The sequence below is a fragment of the Streptomyces sp. NPDC087901 genome, from assembly GCF_044742205.1.
In the GTDB taxonomy this organism is placed as follows: Bacteria; Actinomycetota; Actinomycetes; order Streptomycetales; family Streptomycetaceae; genus Streptomyces.
The window spans coordinates 1-20,395 of the sequence record NZ_JBIUUC010000016.1 but is presented as its reverse complement, the minus strand read 5'-3'; the positions used below and the strand labels follow the sequence as shown (position 1 = coordinate 20,395).

Annotated in this window: 18 protein-coding genes and 1 rRNA gene; 5 read left to right on the top strand and 14 right to left on the bottom strand. The window is 72.1% G+C overall.

Going from position 1 to position 20,395, the window contains the following annotated elements; translation table 11 throughout:
- Nucleotides 1-95 precede the first annotated feature (95 nt).
- The gene (locus ACIOEW_RS34225; protein WP_362556961.1) at nucleotides 96-1,898 is read left to right on the top strand and encodes a glycoside hydrolase family 15 protein; all 1,803 of its coding nucleotides are present in this window, start codon (nucleotides 96-98) and stop codon (nucleotides 1,896-1,898) included.
- Nucleotides 1,899-2,118: 220 nt separating this feature from the next.
- On the opposite strand, the gene ACIOEW_RS34220 is transcribed toward ACIOEW_RS34225, so the two are convergent.
- Nucleotides 2,119-2,997, bottom strand: a complete 879-nt coding sequence (locus ACIOEW_RS34220) for a sulfurtransferase (protein WP_401968989.1) — start codon at nucleotides 2,995-2,997, stop codon at nucleotides 2,119-2,121.
- A gap of 175 nt (nucleotides 2,998-3,172) precedes the next feature.
- Here ACIOEW_RS34220 and ACIOEW_RS34215 point away from each other — a divergent pair, with 175 nt between their 5' ends.
- A complete protein-coding gene (locus ACIOEW_RS34215; RefSeq protein WP_401968783.1) occupies nucleotides 3,173-4,798 on the top strand; it encodes a PucR family transcriptional regulator in 1,626 nt (541 codons plus the stop codon).
- A gap of 9 nt (nucleotides 4,799-4,807) precedes the next feature.
- On the opposite strand, the gene ACIOEW_RS34210 is transcribed toward ACIOEW_RS34215, so the two are convergent.
- From ACIOEW_RS34210 to ACIOEW_RS34190, 5 genes are all read right to left on the bottom strand, one after another.
- Nucleotides 4,808-5,905, bottom strand: a complete 1,098-nt coding sequence (locus ACIOEW_RS34210; RefSeq protein ID WP_401968780.1) for a glycosyltransferase family 4 protein — start codon at nucleotides 5,903-5,905, stop codon at nucleotides 4,808-4,810.
- A gap of 364 nt (nucleotides 5,906-6,269) precedes the next feature.
- Nucleotides 6,270-8,015: a DNA repair protein RecN gene (gene recN, locus ACIOEW_RS34205; RefSeq protein ID WP_401968777.1), complete on the bottom strand. Its 1,746-nt coding sequence runs from the start codon at nucleotides 8,013-8,015 to the stop codon at nucleotides 6,270-6,272.
- Nucleotides 8,016-8,097: 82 nt separating this feature from the next.
- Complete coding sequence (locus ACIOEW_RS34200) at nucleotides 8,098-9,003, bottom strand: NAD kinase (protein ID WP_362556910.1); 906 nt, start codon at nucleotides 9,001-9,003, stop codon at nucleotides 8,098-8,100.
- Nucleotides 9,000-9,815: a TlyA family RNA methyltransferase gene (locus ACIOEW_RS34195; RefSeq protein ID WP_362556908.1), complete on the bottom strand. Its 816-nt coding sequence runs from the start codon at nucleotides 9,813-9,815 to the stop codon at nucleotides 9,000-9,002. Before ACIOEW_RS34195 ends, ACIOEW_RS34200 begins: the two co-directional genes overlap by 4 nt.
- Before the next feature lie 7 nt (nucleotides 9,816-9,822).
- Complete coding sequence (locus ACIOEW_RS34190) at nucleotides 9,823-10,164, bottom strand: hypothetical protein (protein WP_401968775.1); 342 nt, start codon at nucleotides 10,162-10,164, stop codon at nucleotides 9,823-9,825.
- Nucleotides 10,165-10,207: 43 nt separating this feature from the next.
- Between ACIOEW_RS34190 and ACIOEW_RS34185 the strand changes: the two genes are divergently transcribed.
- Nucleotides 10,208-10,555, top strand: coding sequence for an SCP2 sterol-binding domain-containing protein (locus tag ACIOEW_RS34185; protein ID WP_351001709.1), 348 nt, complete (start codon nucleotides 10,208-10,210; stop codon nucleotides 10,553-10,555).
- Between the two features lie 140 nt (nucleotides 10,556-10,695).
- Here ACIOEW_RS34185 and ACIOEW_RS34180 read toward each other — a convergent pair whose 3' ends face one another.
- From ACIOEW_RS34180 to ACIOEW_RS34165, 4 genes are all read right to left on the bottom strand, one after another.
- Nucleotides 10,696-11,502 carry an ABC transporter ATP-binding protein gene (locus ACIOEW_RS34180; RefSeq protein WP_401968986.1) on the bottom strand — a complete coding sequence of 269 codons (807 nt, stop codon included), beginning with the start codon at nucleotides 11,500-11,502 and terminating at the stop codon, nucleotides 10,696-10,698.
- Nucleotides 11,503-11,591: 89 nt separating this feature from the next.
- Nucleotides 11,592-12,689: a FecCD family ABC transporter permease gene (locus tag ACIOEW_RS34175; protein ID WP_401968772.1), complete on the bottom strand. Its 1,098-nt coding sequence runs from the start codon at nucleotides 12,687-12,689 to the stop codon at nucleotides 11,592-11,594.
- Nucleotides 12,686-13,645 (bottom strand): FecCD family ABC transporter permease, encoded by a 960-nt coding sequence (locus ACIOEW_RS34170; protein ID WP_401968985.1) that lies wholly within the window; start codon nucleotides 13,643-13,645, stop codon nucleotides 12,686-12,688. Before ACIOEW_RS34170 ends, ACIOEW_RS34175 begins: the two co-directional genes overlap by 4 nt.
- 185 nt (nucleotides 13,646-13,830) lie before the next feature.
- Nucleotides 13,831-14,514 (bottom strand): FMN-dependent NADH-azoreductase, encoded by a 684-nt coding sequence (locus ACIOEW_RS34165; RefSeq protein WP_401968769.1) that lies wholly within the window; start codon nucleotides 14,512-14,514, stop codon nucleotides 13,831-13,833.
- 81 nt (nucleotides 14,515-14,595) lie between these two features.
- On the opposite strand from ACIOEW_RS34165, the gene ACIOEW_RS34160 reads away from it, so the two are divergent.
- The gene (locus tag ACIOEW_RS34160) at nucleotides 14,596-15,477 is read left to right on the top strand and encodes a sigma-70 family RNA polymerase sigma factor (RefSeq protein ID WP_401968766.1); all 882 of its coding nucleotides are present in this window, start codon (nucleotides 14,596-14,598) and stop codon (nucleotides 15,475-15,477) included.
- Between the two features lie 42 nt (nucleotides 15,478-15,519).
- Here ACIOEW_RS34160 and ACIOEW_RS34155 read toward each other — a convergent pair whose 3' ends face one another.
- A complete protein-coding gene (locus ACIOEW_RS34155) occupies nucleotides 15,520-16,548 on the bottom strand; it encodes an HAD-IIA family hydrolase (RefSeq protein WP_401968763.1) in 1,029 nt (342 codons plus the stop codon).
- A 71-nt stretch (nucleotides 16,549-16,619) separates the two neighbouring features.
- Here ACIOEW_RS34155 and ACIOEW_RS34150 point away from each other — a divergent pair, with 71 nt between their 5' ends.
- On the top strand, nucleotides 16,620-17,897 hold the full coding sequence (locus ACIOEW_RS34150) for a DUF1015 domain-containing protein (protein ID WP_362556899.1): 1,278 nt from the start codon (nucleotides 16,620-16,622) through the stop codon (nucleotides 17,895-17,897).
- 58 nt (nucleotides 17,898-17,955) lie between these two features.
- On the opposite strand, the gene ACIOEW_RS34145 is transcribed toward ACIOEW_RS34150, so the two are convergent.
- The 3 genes from ACIOEW_RS34145 to rrf form a co-directional block, all read right to left on the bottom strand.
- Nucleotides 17,956-18,705, bottom strand: coding sequence for a tetratricopeptide repeat protein (locus tag ACIOEW_RS34145; RefSeq protein ID WP_401968761.1), 750 nt, complete (start codon nucleotides 18,703-18,705; stop codon nucleotides 17,956-17,958).
- Nucleotides 18,705-20,087 (bottom strand): hypothetical protein, encoded by a 1,383-nt coding sequence (locus ACIOEW_RS34140; protein ID WP_401968759.1) that lies wholly within the window; start codon nucleotides 20,085-20,087, stop codon nucleotides 18,705-18,707. Before ACIOEW_RS34140 ends, ACIOEW_RS34145 begins: the two co-directional genes overlap by 1 nt.
- A 213-nt stretch (nucleotides 20,088-20,300) precedes the next feature.
- A 5S ribosomal RNA gene (rrf, locus tag ACIOEW_RS34135) occupies nucleotides 20,301-20,395 on the bottom strand; the annotation flags it as partial.

Genomic DNA, 20,395 nt, shown 5'->3' with positions numbered 1-20,395 from the left:
GCTCGCAGGTTCCCCCACATCAACCCCCTGCAACGACCTCTTGACCCGCAGTAAGCGCCCCACGGGGCGACATGGCCGTTCGACTGGAGACGCACGTGGCCGGGCGCATCGAGGATTACGCACTCATCGGAGACATGCAGACCGCCGCCCTGGTCTGCCGGGACGGCACGGCCGACTGGCTGTGCCTGCCCCGCTTCGACTCACACGCCGTCTTCGCGGGACTGCTGGGTACCGAGGAGCATGGCTTCTGGCGCCTGGGACCGGCTCGCGCGGAGGGCGCGGAACCGCCGCAGGCGGACCGTCGCCGCTATCGCGGGGACTCACTGATCCTGGAATCGGAATGGGACACGCCGCGCGGCACGGTCAGAGTGACCGACTTCATGCCGCCACGCGACGGCGCGCCCCAGCTGATCCGGATCGTGGAGGGAATCAGCGGCCGGGTGCCGATGCGCTCGGAGCTGCGGATGCGGTTCAGCTACGGGCGCGTCACCCCGTGGGTGCACAAGGTGGACGGCCGCACGGTCGCTGTCGCGGGCCCGGACTCGGTCTGGCTGGACACCCCCGCCGAGACCTTCGGCGAGAACCTGACGACGTACTCCGACTTCACCGTCGCCCCCGGTGACCGGATCGCGTTCACCATCAGCTGGCAGCCCTCCCACCGCGAGCCGCCCGCGCTCCCGGACCCGGAGGGCTCGCTGGAGGCCACCGCGGACTTCTGGCGCGAGTGGGTCGCCCAGTGCACGTACCACGGCCCCTACCGCGAGGCCGTGGTCCGCTCGCTGATCACCCTGAAGGCCCTGACGTACGCGCCGACCGGCGGCATCGTCGCCGCGCCGACCACCTCCCTCCCGGAGGACATCGGCGGTTCGCGCAACTGGGACTACCGCTACACCTGGCTGCGCGACGCCGCGATCACTCTCTCCTCGCTCCTGCGCACCGGCTACCGCGAGGAGGCCCGTGCCTGGCGCGAGTGGCTGCTGCGGGCGGTCGCGGGCGACCCCGAGAACCTCCAGATCATGTACGGCATCGCCGGCGAGCGGGAGCTGGGCGAGGCCGAGCTGGACTGGCTGCCCGGTTACGAGAACTCCGGCCCGGTCCGCGTCGGCAACGGCGCCGCGGGCCAGCTCCAGCTGGACGTGTACGGCGAGGTCACCGAGGCCCTGCACCTGGCGCACATGACGGGGCTGACCCGTAACGACTACGCGACCGGTCTCCAGCTCAAGCTGATCGAGTACCTGGAGAACCACTGGGACGAACCGGACGAGGGCATCTGGGAGGTACGCGGGCCGCGCCGGCACTTCGTGCACTCCAAGGTGATGGCCTGGGTCGCGGTCGACCGGACCATCAAGCTGATCGAGTCCGGCGACACGGACGGGCCGCTGGAGAAGTGGCGCGAGCTGCGCGACGACATCCACCGCGACGTCTGCGATCGGGGCTACGACAAGGAGCGCAACACCTTCACCCAGTCCTACGGGTCGAAGGAACTGGACGCCTCCCTGCTGCTGATCCCCCAGATGGGGTTCCTGCCGCCCGACGACAAGCGGGTCATCGGCACGATCGAGGCGATCCAGCGGGAGCTGTCCACCGAGGACGGCTTCGTGCTCCGCTACCCCACCACGGGCGAGAACGCCGGTGTGGACGGTCTGGAGGGCGACGAGGGCGCGTTCCTGGCGTGTTCGTTCTGGCTGGCGGACGACCTGGCGATGATCGGCCGGGTCGACGAGGCCCGCCAGCTCTTCGAGCGCCTGCTGTCCCTCCGTAACGACCTGGGCCTGCTGGCCGAGGAGTGGGACTCGCGGCTGCAGCGCCAGGTGGGGAACTTCCCGCAGGCGTTCAGCCATGTGCCGCTGATCGACACGGCACTGCGGCTGACGGCAAGCGGGGCGTACGTGGGCTGACGGGCCGCGGCGGGAGGTGTCGCGGTGGGCCGGGCGGCTCACCGCAGCGCCGCTGCCGGGTCATCGGCAGACAGCTCATCCTGGTTCCCTGGCACGACCGGGGCGAGACGACAGGCAGGAGCGGCCTCGCTGCTCGCCCTCGGCAGCGAGGCCGGCGACGTCGGGGGGTGCCACCCGCGCACACCCGCGCATCCCGCCGCTGCACGGGGCCGCTTCGGCTTCAAGCTCGGGAGGACTCCGTCTCCTGGCCCGTCACGACCGGGCGCCGCCCCGAGGGCAGCCCCCACTCGCTCCAGGAGCCGTCGTACACCGCCAGGTCGCGGTACCCGGCCAGCGCGGCGCCCAACGTCAGCACGCAGGCGGTGACACCCGATCCGCAGCTGAAGAACAGCCGCTCCCGGTCCTGCGCCAGGTCTCGGAACGCGGCCCGCAGTTCCGCCTCCGGGCGCATCCGGCCCTCGTGCTGGATCTCGCCGAAGGGCAGGCTGACCGCCCCGGGCATATGGCCGCCTCGCAGGCCCGCACGCGGCTCGGGGGCCGTACCGCCAAAGCGTTCCCGGGACCGGGCGTCGAAGACGGCGGACGCCGGGTCGGTGAGGGCCGCCGCCACCGCGTCGGCGCCCACGAACAGTCCCGCGCGCGGCCTGGCGGTGAAGTCACCGCGCTCCGCGGGGACGGGCGATGCGCCGTCCTCCGTCGGCAGTCCGGCAGCCGCCCAGCCGGGCAGGCCCCCGTCGAGCACCGCGACCCGGTCGAAGCCCATCGCACGGAACATCCACCAGGCCCGGGCACTGGAGTAGACGCCCACCGCGTCGTAGACCACGACCGTGTCGCCGTCGTGGAGGCCCAGCGAGCGCAGCTCCTCCGTGAACCGGCCGGCGTCGGGCATGGTGTGGGGCAGCGCTCCCGCGGGGTCGGAGAGCGCGCCGTCGATGTCGAACGGCCGCGCCCCCACGATCCGCTGCGCGGCCTCCCGGTGCGCGCCGACGGAGGCATCGAGCACCAGAAGCCCCGGGGAGCCGAGCCGTCCGGCGAGCCAGTCGGCGCCGACCAGCGGACCGGGCAGGGCCTCGTCGTGCGGCGACACATCGCTACCCATGGTTCCCCACTCGTCCGGGTACAGGATCTTCAAGATCGCAGCGGGTCCGGACCCTGTCAACGGCGTACCGCCCCGACGGAGCCCCGGGGGCCCCGGGCCGGTACCTTCCTGATCAGGGCGACCGCAATCGTGCGACCGCCCGGTCCGACAGACGCGAAACGCGAGGCCAGAGCCAGTGGAGACCCAAGGCGGCATCACCGTGCAGCGAGCCCTTGAGCTGCCGGGGCTGCGCAGCGGACTCCCCGAGGTGGTGACCGGAGCCGACCGGCTCGGCCGTACCGTGCGCTGGGTGCACGCGGGCGAGGTCCCCAACATCGCGTCGCTGCTCAAGGGCGGCGAACTGCTCCTCACCACCGGCCTGGGCCTCGGCACCCGCCCTGCCGAACAGCGCGCGTTCGTCCGACGGCTCGCCGACCGCGGTATCGCCGCCCTCGTAGTGGAGCTCGGTCCGCGCTTCAGCAGGCTGCCGTCCTCGATCGTGGACGCCGCCCGCGCGGCCGGGCTGCCACTGGTCCAGCTGCACCGCGAGGTGCCGTTCGTGACGGTGACGGAGGAGATCCACACCGAGATCGTCAACGGTCACTACGCGCTCCTGCAACAGGCCGAGGAGGTCCACCGACGCTGCACCCAGGCGCTGCTCGGTGGCGGCGGGGTGCCCCAGGTGCTCGGCATCCTGGCGGATTTCACGGCCAACCCGGTCTTCCTGGAGACGGCGGACGGCCAGCTGCTGTACGCGGCGGGCACCGGGTCGGGCCCGGTCTCCCCCGATCCGCTCCAGGTCTGGGACGGGATGCGCGGCGGCCGGGCCGCCCGCGAGTCGCCCCCCGTCGGCGCGGTGCTGGTGGATGTGCCGGGGGGTGGTCCGGGGACCGGCTCGGTGCGGGCCAGGCTGGTCCTGCTGGCGGTGGACGGGCCACTGGTGCCGGTGCACCGGATGGCGGCTGAACGGGCGGCGGGCATCCTCGCTGTGGTGCTGATGCAGGCCCGTCAGGAGGAGGAGCTCGCGGCGCGCGGCCGCGGTGACTTCCTCACCGACCTCGCGGAGGGCCGCATCGCCCCCGAGGACGCACCGGCGCAGGCCCGCGTGCTGGGCTTCAAGCCGGGCGAGATGCCGCTGCTGCCCGTGGTGATGCGGCTGGCCCCGGAGCTCTCCCCCTCCGGGAACTGGGCGCTGCTGGCGCGCGCGGTCCTGGAGGAGCTGTCCTCGGTGGGGGTGCCGGTGCTGCTCGGGGTGCGGCCGGTGGAGGGCCGGGTGCCGCTGCTGCTGGGGCTGCGTACGGAGACGGAGCGTACGGCGGTGGCCGACCGGGTCGCCGCGGCGCTGCGGGCCGGGGTGGAGCGGGCCGGTCTGGAGCGGGCGGGTTCCCATCCCCCCGTCGTGGTGGTCGGGGTGGCGGGCGGCTGGGCGGCGGCCGGCGCGGGGCTGCGGCACGCGGCGGAGACCGCCACGGCGGCGCAGGGGCTCGGCGACCGGCCCTGGTACGACGCACGGCGGCTCGACATCGACCTGCTGCTGTGGCGGCTGCGGGACCATCCGGATCTGGCGGCGTTCGTCGAGCGGGCGATCGGCCCGCTGCGCGATCACGACCGCACCTCGCGCCCGCCGCTGCTGCCCACCCTGGAGACGTATCTGGCCCATGCGGGCCGCAAGGCGGAGACGGCGCGCGAACTGCATCTGAACCGCCAGACGCTGTACAACCGGCTGGCCCGCATCGGTGAACTGCTCGGCACCGATCTGGACGACCCGCAGGCCGTCCTGGCACTGAGCCTGGCCCTGCGCGCCCGCCGCCACACGACGTGACCGGTGGCCTCAGCGGGTACGGGCCACCGCGAGCGGCTGAACCAACTCGTCGTACACGCTGAGCACTTGGGCGATCGTGTCGTCCTCGGTCGGCCAGCTCGCGGCCTGCCTGGGCCCGGCGGCTGCCAGTCGTTCACGTTCCGCCGGATCGCCGAGCAGCCTGGCGACGGCCCGGGCGAGCGCCTCCGCGTTCGCGTACGGCACGAGTTCCGCCGCGTCACCCACGAGTTCGGGCACTCCGCCGACCGCGGTCGCGACCAGCGGCACGCCGATCCGCAACGCCTCCTGGGCCAGTACCGAACGCGCCTCCCAGCGGCTGGGCAGCACGACCAGGTCGGCTGCGGCCAGGAGTTCGGGAACGTCGGTACGGCTGCCGATCAGCGAAACAGGCAGGTCCTCGGCCTTGATCCGGCGCCGCAGCGCCGCCCGCTCACGCCCTTCACCCGCGATGACCAGCAGGGGCACGGGGTCGAGCCGGCGCCACATCCGTGCCGCGTCGAGCAGCGTGTCGTACCCGTGATGCGGCACGAGACTGCCCACCGCCACGATCAACGGCCGTTCCACCGCGCCGAGTTCGGCCCGCACCTTGCTCTCGGGTACCGGCGCTGGGGCACGTGGTGCGGGAACGGCCACGGGCGCGAGGCGTGCGTCACGCGCACCGCGTCGCCGGGCCCGGTCGACCAGGTCCGACGACGTGCCGAGCACAACCGACGCCGCACGGGCGGCTCTCCGCTCCAGCAGGTGCAGCAGCCGGCGGCGCGCGCCCTCGGCGTGGGCCCGGGCGTGCCAGGTCATGACCAGCGGGACCTGTCGGCCGCCGAGCGCCAGTGCGGCCCGCACGGCGGCGTGCAGTCCGTGTGCGTGCACGACGTCGGCCCCTGCGCAGGCGGCGCGCAGCGCGGCGACGGCGGCGGGGTCACTGCGTCGCGGCACGGGCAGGAAACGGGCGCCCGTGCCGGAGAATTCGTAGGCGCGCTCCAGCGCGGCGGGCGCACAGACGGTGACGTGCACGCCTCGCGCGACCAGTCCGGCCGCCAGCGATCCGACATGGGCGCTGCTGCCCGCACTGCCGCCGCCCAGCACTTGGACCGTACGCAGCTGTGACACGTTGAATGGCTCCCGGGGCTCCCGAGTCGGGGGTAACGGCGTCACCCGACGGCCGTAAGTACACCGCCAAGGATGCCAGTCCGTACGCACGTTCCGGCACGGGCGGACCGATACGCCGGTGCGCACCGCGACAAACCGGGCGTGGCGCGCCACCCGCACGGGTGAATTCCGGACGGATCCTGACGGCCCCGGACGCCCGGATCAGCGCCTACCGAGCGCCTCGGTTAGCCGGATGACGCGGTGGCCGTGGCCGTGGCTGTCTCCGTCCGCGCGGCGACGGACGGGCCACGCCGCGCCCCGTCGACGTGCGCCCCCTCCATCGGCGGGTGCGCGCCGGCCGCGTCCGCTCATGCGTACCGGGCCCTCAGCCGTCCGCCCGTGCCGTGGCCAGCAGCTCCTCCGCGTGCGCCCGGGCCGTCTCGGAGTCCTCCTGGCCCGCGAGCATCCGCGACAGCTCCCGTACCCGGTCCTCGCCCTCCAGGACCGTGACACCGCTCCTGGTCACCGAGCCGTCCACGGTCTTCTCGACCAGCAGCTGGCGGTCGGCGAACGCGGCCACCTGGGGCAGGTGGGTGACGACCACGACCTGGGCCGACTTGGCGAGCTTCGCCAGCCGCCTGCCGACCTCGACGGCCGCCTTGCCGCCGACGCCCGCGTCGACCTCGTCGAAGAGGTAGGTGGGTACGGGGTCGGAGCCGGCGAAGACCACCTCGACGGCGAGCATCACCCGGGACAGTTCGCCGCCCGACGCGCCCTTGGCGATCGGGCGGGGCTGGGCGCCGGGGTGCGGGGCCAGCAGGAGTTCGACCTCGTCGGCACCGGACGGTCCGTACGCCACGTTGCGTCCGTCGATCCCGATGCCCGACGCCTCGTCCGCCGCCTCGGTCTGCCGGATGTCGAAGGAGACGCGGGCGTGAGGCATGGCGAGGGAGGCGAGTTCCGCGGTCACCGCATCGGCGAATAGCGCGGCGGCCGCCGTACGGGCATCCGTCAACGCCTGGCCGAGACCGGAGAGTTCGGCGCGCAGCGCGTCGCGTTCCGCGGCCAGTTCGCCGATCCGGTCGTCGTCGCCCTCCAGCTCGGTCAGCCGGGCCACCCCGTCCTCGGCCCAGGCCAGCACGGCGGCGATGTCCACGCCGTACTTGCGGGTGAGACCGGTGAGCGCGGCACGGCGCTCCTCGACCGCGGCGAGCCGCAGCGGATCCGAGTCCAGCTGGTCGGCGTAACCGGACAGTTCGCCCGCGACGTCGGAGAGCAGGATCGAGATCTCGCCGACCCGGTCGGCGAGAGCGGCGAGCGCCGGGTCGTGGGCGCGCACCCCGTCCAGGGCCTGCCCGGCGGCCGCGACGACGGCTCGCGCGTCGACGGCCTCCTGGTCCTCGGGGTTGCCGGCCAGCGCGGTGTGCGCGAGGGCGGCGGCGGAGGCCAGCGCATCGGCGTGGCCGAGGCGCTGCGCCTCGGCGGCGAGCTCGGTGTCCTCGCCGGGCAGCGGTTCGACGGCGGCGATCTCGTTCAGCCCGAAACGCAGCAGATCGGCTTCCTGGGCACGCTCACGGGCGCGCGTGGTCAGCTCGTCGAGCTCACCGGCGACCTCGCGCAGCCGCCGGTAGGCCGCCGCGTACTTGGCATGGGGCACGGCGACGCCGTCGCCCGCGTACCGGTCCAGGGCCTGCCGCTGCCGGGCGGGCTTGAGCAGCCCCTGCTGGTCGGTCTGGCCGTGCACGGCGACGAGTTCGTCGGCGAGTTCGGCCAGCACCCCCACCGGCACGGATCTGCCGCCGAGATGGGCCCGGGAACGCCCTTCCGCGGAAACAGTACGGCTGATGAGCAGCGCACCGTCCTCGATCTCGGCCCCGGCCTCCTCGGCCCGCAACGCCACCGCATCGCCCTCGGCCACCGTGATCCGGCCCTCGACGACAGCGGCCTTGGCGCCGATCCGCACCAGGGCGGGGTCGGCGCGCCCGCCGAGCAGCAGTCCCAGACTGGTGACGACCATGGTCTTGCCCGCGCCGGTCTCACCGGTCACCGCGGTGAAACCGGGTGACAGCTCCACCACCGCGTCGTCGATGACTCCGAGCGACCGTATCCGCATCTCCTCCAACACGCACATGACCATACGAGGTTTCATGGCCCGCGCGCACACGGGCTGCGGTCACGGCGTCGGATCCGTCGGCGCGGGAGCGTCCCCTGGGTCAGTGCGGTGCGCCCCGCCACCCCGACACCGGCAGCGCGAACTTGGCGACCAGCCGGTCCGTGAACGAGGCCTGGTGCAGCCGGGCCAGCCGTACGGGTACGGCGCCGCGCCGCACCTCGACCCGCGCGCCTGCGGGCAGCTCCACGGTCCTGCGCCCGTCGCACCACAGCACCCCGTGCGGGGTGTGCGGCTGGACCTCGACGGCGAGCACCGAGGTCGGCGAGGTCACCAGCGGCTTGGCGAACAGCGCGTGGGCGCTGATCGGGACCATCAGCAGCGCCTCGACCTCGGGCCAGACGACGGGGCCGCCGGCCGAGAAGGCGTACGCGGTCGAGCCGGTGGGCGTCGCGCACACGATGCCGTCGCAGCCGAACCCGGTCACCGGCCGGCCGTCGATCTCCAGCACGACCTCGAGCATCCGCTCGGGTGACACCTTCTGCACGGCCGCCTCGTTGAGCGCCCAGTCGGTGTGGACGATGTCGCCGTTGCTGTGCACGAGGACGTCGATCGTCATGCGTTCCTCGACGGTGTACGCCCGGGTGACGACCCGGTCGACGACCTTGTCGAGGTCGTCGCGCTCGGCCTCGGCCAGGAAGCCGACCCGGCCGAGGTTGACGCCGAGCATCGGGACCCCGGAGGCGCGCGAGAGTTCGGCGCCCCGCAGCAGCGTCCCGTCGCCGCCCAGCACGATCAGGAGCTCACAGCCGTTCACCGCCTCGGGCGAGGCATCGGTCACGGTCTCGACGGATGGCGGCAGCGGCAGATCAGCCGCCTCCATCGCCAGGACCCGCACGCCCAGGCCGCTGCGGAGCAGCCCCTGGACGACCAGCTCGGCGCTGCGGATCGCGGCCGGCCGGCCAGTGTGCGCCAAGAGAAATACTGTTCGTGCCGCATTCGTCGTCAACGAGGCCCCTCCGCCACTGCACGGTCGACATCTGCGGGATCCAGCTCCGGTGCTCCGGCCCGCAGCCACAGAAAGTACTCGACATTCCCCGACGGCCCGGGCAACGGGCTGGCCGTCACACCCCGGACCCCCAGGCCCAGCGCCCAGGCCCGGCGGGCCACCTCCCGTACGGCTTCGGCGCGCAGCTCGGGGCTGCGCACCACACCGCCGCTGCCGAGACGCTCCTTGCCGACCTCGAACTGCGGCTTGACCATGAGGACCAGGTCCGCGTCGGGGGCTGAGCAACGCGCCAGGGCGGGCAGTACGAGACCGAGCGGGATGAACGACAGATCGCCCACCACCAGGTCCACCGCCTCGCCGTCGATCGCCTCCAGGGTCAGTTCCCGCACATTGGTACGGTCCTTGACGATGACGCGTTCATCGGACTGGAGCGACCAGGCGAGCTGGCCGTAGCCGACGTCCACGGCGAGGACGCGGGCCGCTCCGGCCCGCAGCAGCACGTCGGTGAACCCGCCGGTCGACGCCCCGGCGTCCAGTGCCCGCCGTCCCTCCACCTTCAGCCCGAGCGGGACGAAGGCGGCGAGGGCGCCCGCCAGTTTGTGGCCGCCCCGCGAGACGTACTCGGGGTCGCTGTCGTCCTTGGTGACGACGACCGCGGCACTCGTCTCGACCTGGGTGGCCGGTTTGGTCGCGGTGTTGCCGCCGACGGTCACCCGTCCTGCGGCGATCAGCTGGCTCGCATGCTCGCGTGAGCGGGCAAGCTTTCGGCGTACCAGCTCGGCGTCGAGGCGGCGACGGGCCACTCCTGCCACGTTCGGTTCAGCTCCTGTTGTTGTACGAGTCGTTGTACGAGGGCGTCGGTGCGGGCACCGGCGCGGGTGCGGGCCTGGCGTCCAGCGCGGTCAGCGTGTCGCGCAGGCCACGGTGTACATCCTCGTACACCTCGATGTGTCCGTCCGCCGGGAGGTGGTCCGCATCGGCCAGACGCTCCAGGTGCGCGTCCACGCCGGCGCTGCCCGTGGGCGTGCGTACGACACCGAGGGGCCCCGGACCGGCGGGCTCGTGCGAGACCGTGGCGGGCGGCTCCTGCGGTACGTCCTGCGGCATCTCCCCGGGCGCGGTTCCGGCGGCCGGGTCCGGCCCCGGCATCGAGTCGCTCATGCGGGAAACGCTACCGCGAAGGGCTGCGGTACCGTCGGTCACGATGGCGACCATGGCGGAGTGCCGCAGCGCACTCGACAGACTTTCCGACAACCTCGCGGGGGCCGACGGCGATGTGCGCGGTGCGGCGGCGCTCGACCGTTCGCTCAGCTGCCACATCAAGGACCTCGACGTGACGTTCACCGGACGCCTCGCAGGCGGCCGGATCCAGGTCCTGGACACGGTCCAGGGTCCGCCCCCGGAGAAGGCGGAGATCCGGCTCGCGATGACCGGGGACGACCTGGTGGCGATGGTGGACGGCGAACTGAACTTCGCCAAGGCGTGGGGCTCGGGCCGGGTCCGACTCGAGGCCGGCTTCCGCGACCTCCTGAAGCTCAGGTCACTGCTGTAGCCACCGGATCAAGCCCGTCCCGCCAGATCAAGCCCGTCCGGCGCTTGAGGACAAGGTGTGGCCCAAGGTCACGCGGCCGGCCACGCACCCGCACCGCCCCACCCCCGGCGGGCCCCCACACCCCCACCCCCGGCGGGCCCCTACGCCCCCGCACCCCGCGGCGCCCGCACCCGCGCGGCAGGCACCACGAGCGGCGTCCCCGTCTCCGGATCGGGGATCACCTGGCACCGCAGCCCGAACACCCGCTCCACGAGCTCCGCGGTGACGATCTCCCCGGGCTCGCCCTCCGCGATGATCTCGCCCTCCCGCATGGCGATGAGGTGCGTGGCGTACCGCGCGGCGTGGTTCAGGTCGTGCAGGACCGCCACCAGCGTGCGCCCCTGCGTCTCGTGCAGTTCGGCGCACAGGTCGAGCACGTCGATCTGGTGCTGGATGTCGAGGTACGTCGTCGGCTCGTCGAGCAGCAGGAGCGGCGTCTGCTGGGCGAGCGCCATCGCGATCCAGACCCGCTGGCGCTGACCTCCGGACAATTCATCGACATAGCGATCGCCCAGTGCACCGACACCGGTCGATGCCATCGATTCCTCGACAATGCGTTCGTCCTCGGGTGACCACTGCCGCAGCAGCCCCTGGTGCGGGTAGCGCCCCCGGGCCACGAGGTCCGCCACCGTGATGCCCTCCGGAGCGATGGAGGACTGGGGCAGCAGCCCCAAGGTCCTGGCGACCTTCTTCGCGGGCAGGCCGTGAATCGCCTCCCCGTCCAGCAGCACCCTGCCGCGGGTCGGCTTCAGCATCCGGGAGAGCGCCCGCAGCAGCGTGGACTTCCCGCAGGCGTTGGGGCCGACGATCACGGTGAACGAGTGGTCGGGGATCTCGACCGAGAGATCCTCCGCGATGACCCGCTGGTCGTAGCCGAGGGTCACCGAGTCCGCGGTGAGGCGCTGCATGGTCGTACTCCGGGGGTGGGTCGGTTCGGTGAGGGATTGGAGTGCGGGTTCGGTGCCGGGCGCCCGCTCCGCGCCCCGTGCACGGGCCTTCATATACGGCCCGCCTTGCGCTCGGACACCAGGAGCCACAGCAGATAGCAGCCGCCCAGCACCCCGGTGACCACTCCGACGGGCAGCTGCCGGTCGCCGAAGGCCTCCATCGAGATCCAGTCGGCGACGAGGAGGAGCGCCGCCCCCATGAAGGTCGCGGCCACCAGGTTGGGGCCGGTGGAGCGGGTGAGCCGGCGGGCCAGCTGCGGGGCGCTCAGCGAGACGAAGGCGATCGGTCCCGCCGCGGCCGTGGCGACGGCGACGAGCAGCACGGCGGAGCCCATCAGGACGAGCCGGGTGCGTTCGACCCGTACGCCGAGCGCGTACGCGGCGTCGTCGCCCATCTCCATCGCCCGCAGGGCCGGTCCGTGCCCGAACACCAGCGGGAGCAGCACGCCGCAGACCACGAGCAGTGGCCAGACCTGCGCCCAGTCCCGGCCGTCGAGCGAGCCGGTCATCCAGACGACGGCACGGGTCGCGTCGACCAGGTTGGCCTTGGTGATCAGGTACTGCGTCGCGGCGGTGAGCATGGCGGCCGCGCCGATCCCCACCAGGACGAGCCGGAATCCGTGCACCCCGCGCTTCCACGCCAGCAGGTAGACGGCGACCCCGGTCAGCAGTCCGCCGACGACCGCGCCGCCCGCGACCGCTGCCGCCCCGCCCTGGAAGAGGACGATCACGGTCAGCGCACCCACGGTCGCGCCCTGGCCGAAACCGAGCACGTCGGGGCTGCCGAGCGGGTTGCGCGAGATGGTCTGGAAGACGGCGCCGCCGACACCGAGCGCAGCCCCGACGAGGAGTCCGACCAGCACCCGCGGCAGGCGCAGGTCCGTGACGATGAACTCCTGCTGGAAGGTGCCGTGTCCGAAGAGTGTGGTGACGACCTCGCCCGGCGTCATCGCGAAGTCCCCGCTGCCGATGAGGACGACGGCTGCGGTCGCTGCCACGACGGCGAGCAGCAGAATGACGAGGGACGCCCGGACGTTCATCCGGAACGAGTACCCGCCGGCCGTCCGCACGGCCCGCACCGACCGGGCCGTCCCCACCGGCCCCTTCGGCTCCGCCGTCTCTCCGGTCTCCTCCTTGGTGGCCTTCACAGCTGGGACATCCTCTTGCGTCGTACGAGATGGATGAAGACGGGTCCGCCGACCAGCGCGGTGACGATGCCGACCTGGAGTTCGGACGGACGGGCGACGACCCGGCCGACCACGTCCGCGCCGAGCAGGAGCACCGGGGAGAGCACGGCCGCGTACGGCAGGATCCACCGCATGTCGGGGCCGGTGATCGCACGCACCAGGTGCGGGATCATCAGCCCGATGAAGACGATCGGCCCGCACGCGGCCGTCGCGGCCCCGCACAGCAGGGTGACGGCGAGCATCGCGAGGACCCGGGTCCGGGTCAGATGGGCGCCGAGGGCCCGTGCCGTGTCGTCGCCCATCTCCAGGGCGTTGAGCGGGCGGGCGATGAGCAGCGTGAGCAGCACGCCGAGTGCGATGAACGGCCACACCTTGCCGACGGTTTCCATGTTCGCGGAGGCCAGCGAGCCGACGGTCCAGAACCGCAGCCGGTCCAGCGCCGCCGAGTCCAGCAACTGCACGGCGTTGACGTACCCGTACAGCGCGGCGGTGACGGCCGTTCCGGCGAGCGCGAGCCGTACGGGATTGGCGGACCGGCTGCCGCCGAGCAGGTACACGGCGACCGAGACGATCGCGGCTCCGGCGAAGGCGAACCAGACATATCCGGTCAGCGAGGTGACGCCGAAGAAGCTGATGGCGGAGACGACCGCCGCCGACGCACCCGCGTTGACGCCGAGCAGCCCTGGCTCGGCGAGCGGATTGCGGGTCAGCGCCTGCATCACGGCCCCGGCGAGCCCGAGTGCGGCGCCGACGATCAGCCCGAGCACGGTCCGGGGGATCCGCACCTTCCGTACGAGGACGTCGTCGCCGCTCCCCGCGTAGTGGAACAGGCCGTGCCACACGTCGGCGAGCGGCAGGCCCTTGGCGCCGATCGCGATACTTGCCAGGCACATCAGCACCAGGGCGGCCGACGCCACCAGGAGCCCTGCGGCACGTACCGCATGGCGCCTGGGAGGCGCGGCGCTGTCCGGCGCGGCTATCGGGCCTGCGCTCGGGTTCGGAGGACTCTCAACCAACACGGGGTTAGGTTAGCCTAGCCTGCTGTGGCTCTGATCTGGCCTCCGTCACCGCCACCGCCACCGCCACCGCCACCGAGGTCCGGCTACCCGCCGGACGCGGCCGCGGTCACCTCGGCGCGCGCCGCAGCCAGAGAGCTCGCCCCGAACGACCTGAACCGGGACAGCTCCGGGACCAGGCCGGCCATGGTCATCTCGACGTTGATGAAACGCACGTCCTCCTCCTCCACCCCCTTGTCACCGAAGTACGCCCGGAGGTAGGGCGTCTGGAAGTCCCAGCCCTCCCGTGGGGTCCCCGGGCCGTAGGCACCACCTCGTGAGCTGATCACCACGACCTTCGTCCCCCGCAACAGGCTGTCCCCGGTGTCCGGGTCGGTGAACGCTCCCGGGAAACCCACCCGGTCGATCCACGTCTTCAGCGCCGCTGACACCGAGTAGTTGTACAGCGGGGCTCCCACCAGCACGGTGTCGGCCTCCAGCAGTTCATCGATCAGTGGGCGGGTCAGCGCCCACTCCCGTCTCTCGGCCGGGCTCCCGATCAGCGTGTCCACTCCGGCCGGGGGGACAAGGCCGTTTCGTTCGACTCGCCGGCCGAGCGAGCAGTAGGCGGTCTCCAGCGGCGGCACGGGGTCGGCGGCCAGATCCCGGTAGCGGTATCCGGCCGGGCCGTGCACCGCCCGCCACGTGTCCGCGAACAACGTGGTCAATCGCCTGCTGACCGAGGCGTCGGAGCGATTGGCACTGGAATCCAGGTGCAGCAAGGAGGTCACCGGTTTCTCCTGTCACTTCAGCCGGGTTGCGTTCGTCATGGGACAAGAGAGGTGACGGAGCAGGACCGGGAGAGGTGACCGATGGACGAACACGAGACACTGGCGGAACGCTTCGAGGCGCAGCGGGGCCGGCTGCGCGCAGTCGCCCACCGGATGCTCGGTTCGCTGGACGAGGCCGATGATGCCGTCCAGGAGACATGGCTACGCCTGTGCCGGGTCGACGCCGACGAGGTCGACAACCTGGCCGGCTGGCTGCGGACCGTGATCACGCGCATCTGCCTCGACATGCTGCGTTCTCGCAGGTCACGCAGGGAGGACCTGGCCGATCAACAGGTACTCGACCAGGTCTCGGCCGCCGCTCAGGGGAGTCCCCCGGAAGACGAGGCCGTGCTCGCCGACTCGGTGAGCCGTGCACTGCTCGTGGTTCTGGACACCCTGGAGCCCATCGAACGGATCACGTTCGTGCTGCACGACATGTTCGCCGTGCCGTTCCGGCAGATCGCACCCATCGTGGAGCGCACACCGGTCACCGCGAAGAAGATCGCCAGCCGCGCGCGCCACAAGGTGCAGGGCACTCCCGTGGCCCCGGCGGACGAACTCGTCCGGAACCGCCAGGTCGTCTCGGCGTTTCTCGCCGCCGCGCGGGCCGGTGACCTCACCGCGATCCTCGCGGTACTGGCTCCCGATGTGGTGCGACGGGCCGACCCCGTCGCGGTGCCGCCGGGCGGAGCGACCGAGGCCCGCGGTGCGCGAGCCGTCGCGGAGGGGACAGCCGCCCTTGCCCACAGGTCGCAGCTCGCCGAACTGGCGCTGGTCAACGGCACAGTGGGGGTCGTCGTGGCCCCGAGAGGCCGACTGCTGTTCGCGCTCACCTTCACCGTCGAGGACGACCGGATCGCCGAGTACGACGTGATCGCCGACCCCGCACGCCTCCAGCGCCTGGACCTCGCCGTTCTCAGCTGACCGGGAGCGCGCCCGCCGACAGCGGGGAGCCCCTCACCACCGCTACAGCCCGAGCCGGGCCACTGCCTTCCCCGAGTCCAGTGCGCACGAGCCGTCCCCTGCATGCGTCCACGCGGCCCCGCACAGTGCCCGCAGACCGTCGAGCGCGTCCCCGTCGCCCTCCAGCACCAGTTCCTCACCGCGCACGGAGGCCGTCCAGCCGCCGCAGGCGTGCGCGTTGTCCGTCCGCGTCACCTCGGGCTGCCCCGTCAGCAGCCCGCGCAGGTCGGCGTCCACGTACATCGGCCGGTGTTCGGGCACCGCGGCCACCAGCTGGGCAGCATCCGTCACTCCGGTCAGCACCAGCAGCGAGTCCACTCCCCCGTTGAACGCCCCCTCGATATCCGTGTCGAGGCGGTCCCCGATCACCAGCGGCCGCTCGGCCCCGGTCCGCAGCACCGTCTCCCGGTGCATCGGCGGCAGCGGCTTCCCGGCCACCTGCGGCTCGGCTCCGGTCGCGATCCGTACGACCTCCACGGCCGCTCCGTTGCCCGGCGCGATGCCGCGGGCGCTCGGAATCGTCAGGTCCGTGTTGGACGCGAACCACGGCAGTCCGCGATTGATCGCGTACGAGGCCTCGGCGAACCTGCCCCACGCCATGTCCGGCCCGCCATATCCCTGCGCCACCGCGACCGGGTCGTCGTCCGCGGACTCCACGGGCTCCAGCCCGCGTTCACGCAGCGCCACCCGCAGCCCTTCGCCCCCGATCACCAGCACCCGTGCCCCGGCCGGCAGCTGATCCGCGACCAGCCGGGCCACGGCCTGCGCCGAAGTGATCACGTCGGCGGGCTCGGCGGGCACCCCGATTTCGGTCAGATGCTGAGCCACGGCAGCGGGCGTCCGCAGCGCGTTGTTGGTGACATACGCCAGATGCATACCGCCGTCCCGTGCGGCACCGAGAGCATCGACGGCATGGTTGATCGCCTGCCCACCCGCGTACACCACCCCGTCGAGATCGAGCAGCGCCGTGTCGTACGCCTCGCTCAGCGCGGTGCTGCTCCCGCTCGGTCCGGTCCTGCTCGCCTGGCTCATATCCTGCGCTCCTCATTGCCTGTCTGTCCCCCGATCATCGCGCATCGCCGGACCGCACATACGATGCAGAAATGAACACACGAGGCCCCGAGGACGAGGGACTGCGTCTCATTCCGTTCCGTGGACTGCGTTACGTCCCCGAGCGGGTAGGCAGCCTCGCGGCGGTGACCTCGCCCCCGTACGACGTGGTCGTACGGCCCGACGGGCTGCACCACCTGGAATCCGCGGACCCGCACAACATCGTTCGGCTGATCCTGCCGCAGGCCGACACCGCGGCGGCCCGGCACGAACAGGCCGCCGCGACCCTGAACCGCTGGCTGGCCGAAGGCGTCCTCGCCCCCGATGCCGAACCGGCGCTGTACGTCTACGAGCAGCGCAACGGCGAGATCCTGCAACGCGGCGTCGTCGGCGCCCTGGCACTCTCGGGCCCCGCGGACGGCATCGTGCTCCCGCACGAGGACGTGATGGCCCATGTCGTCGAGGACCGGGCCGATCTGATGCGGACCACCGGAGCCCACCTCGAACCGCTGCTGCTGACCTACCGCAGCGACGGCAACGCCACAGGCGCGACCGCGGTCATCGAGCGGACCATCCACCGTCCGCCGCTGCTCGCCACGACCACCGAGGACGGCTACAGCCACCGGCTGTGGGCGGTCACCGATCCCACGGACCGGGCGGAGATCGAAACGGACCTGGCCGGTCATCAGGCTCTCATCGCCGACGGCCATCACCGCTGGGCCACCTACCTCCGCCTCCAGCAGGAGCACTCCGGCCCCGGCCCCTGGGACTTCGGCCTGGTCCTCCTGGTCGACACGGCTCGCTACCCGCTCCGGGTCCGCTCCATACACAGGCTGCTGCACGGACTGCCTGTCGCCGACGCGCTCGCCGCGCTGGACGGCCTGTTCCGCGTCCGCATCGTCGAGGGGCCGCTCCCCCAGGCCCTGGACGCCCTGGCCGAGGCGGCAGCGGAGGGCAATGCCTTCCTGCTCGCGGGCGACGGAGCCTTCCATCTGGTCGACCGCCCGTCCGAGCCCTTGCTGGCCCGAACCGTTCCGGCGGACCGGCCGGCGGCCTGGCGCACCCTCGATGCGACGGTCCTGCACTCGGCGCTGCTCGACCATGTCTGGCAGATCCCCGACGACCCTGCGCACATCGCCTACATCCACGACACCGAGGCAGCCGTCGAACAGGCCGAGCGCCACGACTCCACGGCCGTACTGATGCATCCGGTACGCGAAGAGGTCGTCCGCGACCTGGCCCGGCAGGGTGTGACCATGCCCCGCAAGTCGACCTCCTTCGGCCCCAAGCCGGCCACGGGCCTGGTCCTGCGCAGCCTGACTCTCGGCTGACCCGCCCCGAACGCAGAAGAGGGCGGCACCCCTATGGGTGCCGCCCTCCTCCTATGCGTTACGCCTTGACCGGACCGTCGTCCTCGTCATCCACGTCGTCGTCATCGTCATCGTCGTCGATGTCGTCGTCCGCATCGACGACGACCGGCGCCTCGACGTCGGCGGTGGCGGCGGTGGTTTCCTCGTCGTCACCGAGGGCGTCGACGAACTCGACACCGTCCAGCTCGGCAAGGCGGTCCGACGCGTCCGTGGAGCCGTCCTTGTCGGCCTCCAGGGCCTTGCCGAACCACTCACGCGCCTCGTCCTCGCGCCCTGCAGCCAGCAGCGCGTCTGCGTACGCGTAACGCAGACGCGGCGTCCACGGGTGCACGGCGCTGGACGCGAGCTCGGAACTCTGCAACGTCACGATGGCGGCATCGATCTGCCCCATGTCCCTGCGGGCCCCCGCTGCCACCAGGCGCATCTCGACCTGGCCTGCCTTGTCCAGCTTCTGCACCTCGGGCTCGCCCGCCATGGCCATCGCCCGCTCGGGCCGGCCCAGTCCGCGTTCGCAGTCCGCCATGACGGGCCACAGCTCCACGGAACCGGTCATCCGCCGGGACGCCCGGAACTCCGCCAGGGCCTCCGCGTACTTCTGGGTCGCGTAGGCGGCGAAGCCGGCGGCCTCACGCACAGCGGCCACACGGGAGGCGAGCCGCAGGGCGATGCGGGAGTACGCGTACGCCTGCTCGGGGTCCTCGTCGAGGAGCCGGGCCACCATGACCAGGTTCCTGGCCACGTCCTCGGCCAGAGTCTTCGGGAGACTCATCAGCTCCTGACGGACGTCCTTGTCGATCTCGTGACCGGTGACGTCGTCAGGGATGGGAAGCCGCTTGATGGGCTCACGGTCACGGTCGTCGCGCCGCTCGTACCCACCGCGGTCGTCGCGCCCACGGTAACCGCCCTTGTCCCGGTCGTCCCGCTGACCGCGATAGCCACCGCCACCGCCACGGTTGTCGTCACGGCGGAAGCTACCACCGGACGACGGACCACCGCGGCTGTCGTCACGGCGGAAGCCGCCGCTGCGGTTGTCGTCGTCGCGACGCGGGCCACGCGGGCGGTCGTCACGACGCTCGAAGCCACCACTCGGACGCCCACCACGGTCATCATCACGACGCGGAGCCCGATCATCACGACGGAACCCACCACCGGACGACGAACCACCGCGGCTGTCGTCACGACGGAAGCCACCACCGGACGACGAACCACCGCGGCTGTCGTCACGACGGAAGCCACCACCGGACGACGGACCACCACGGCTGTCGTCACGACGGAACCCACCACCGGACGACGAACCACCACGGCTGTCGTCACGACGGAACCCACCACCGGACGACGAACCACCACGGCTGTCGTCGTCGCGACGCGGGCCGCGCGGGCGGTCGTCGCGACGCTCGAAGCCACCGCTCGGACGCCCACCACGGTCATCATCACGACGCGGAGCCCGATCATCACGACGGAACCCACCACCGGACGACGGACCACCGCGGCTGTCGTCACGGCGGAAGCCGCCGCTGCGGTTGTCGTCGTCGCGACGCGGGCCACGCGGGCGGTCGTCACGACGCTCGAAGCCACCACTCGGACGCCCACCACGGTCATCATCACGACGCGGAGCCCGATCATCACGACGGAACCCACCACCCGAGGCGCCGGAACCACCACGGCTGTCGTCACGACGGAAGCCACCACCGGACGACGAACCACCACGGCTGTCATCACGACGGAAGCCGCCGCTGCGGTTGTCGTCGTCGCGACGCGGCCCGCGCGGGCGGTCGTCACGACGCTCGAAGCCACCACTCGGACGCCCACCACGGTCATCATCACGACGCGGAGCCCGATCATCACGACGGAACCCACCACCCGAGGCGCCGGAACCACCACGGCTGTCGTCACGACGGAAGCCACCACCGGACGACGAACCACCACGGCTGTCATCACGACGCGGCGCGCGATCCCTGTCACGGTCGTCGCGACGGAAGCCGCCGCCACTGCTGGTGGGACGGCTGTCGTCACGACGGTTTCCGCCACCACTGCTGGTGGGACGGCTGTCGTCACGACGGTTTCCGCCACCACTGCTGGTGGGACGGCTGTCGTCACGACGGTTTCCGCCGCGGTCGTTGTCCCGCCGCTGGCCGCCTGACCGGTCGTCACGACCGCTGCTGAAGCCGCCCCGGTCACCGCCGTCCCGGCGACGCGGCTCGCGCTCCGAACGATCGTCGGGAGAGTTGGTGGACATCGGTGGTGCTCCTGTCATCGGGTACTACAGACATTCTTGCGCAGCCGGTCAACCGACGCGCTTCGGAAAAACAAAAAGGACCCTTGGTCCCAGCGTTGAACGCTGGGACCAAGGGTCCTTCAAAGATTGTTCGGCGGCGTCCTACTCTCCCACAGGGTCCCCCCTGCAGTACCATCGGCGCTGAAAGGCTTAGCTTCCGGGTTCGGAATGTAACCGGGCGTTT